Annotated in this window: 1 protein-coding gene; it reads right to left on the bottom strand. The window is 54.4% G+C overall.

Annotated features, from left to right (window positions below; all coding sequences use genetic code 11):
* A partial coding sequence (locus ACR0KN_RS22480) for an IS3 family transposase (protein ID WP_480656708.1) occupies positions 1-234 on the bottom strand: 234 nt, incomplete at its 3' end.
* Positions 235-563 lie beyond the last annotated feature (329 nt).

Here is a 563-nt window from a genome sequence, read left to right as displayed (position 1 = left end):
CCCCTCCGCCGCCTTGCTGGTATTGAGCTTTTGATAGATCGGCATGAGGCCCATCAGCCGCATCAGGCGGCGTAAGTGTTTTTCGTACACCAGATGGCTTTCGTTGCGCAGATGCCAGGTCATCGGCCGCACGCCAAAGAACGGCGCTTCCAGGAACTGCTCATCAATCTGACACATCAGCATCAGATTCAGCGCCGTCTCGCCCTTGGGCGTGTAATAGAATGACGACCGCAAGATCGACAGCGGCTTGCATTACTTGCCGATGGGCAGGTCCGGATTGGTCGGCTCAACCATCTTGCGCCTCACTTGCCGATCCACGGCTTAAGCTTTCGTGACAAAAAATCATAGCTTACGTCAGTGTCCTAATTTCAGGGAGTAGCCCAGTGTTCAAAGGCAAAGGGATGCGTGCGTGCATCCCAGTCCGTAAACGGCGAAAGACAGTCTACGATACGACAAGCATCGCAATAAGCCATGGACTAGTATAAACATCGCGCCCAACTGGCGCAAGGACTGGCGGCGCACGGTAACACGAAAAGTCAGGTCTCCGGTGGTTTTCCTATCTG

The sequence above is a fragment of the Ruegeria sp. AP7 genome (genome assembly GCF_056539905.1).
This window is presented reverse-complemented; position numbering and strand designations above follow the sequence as displayed.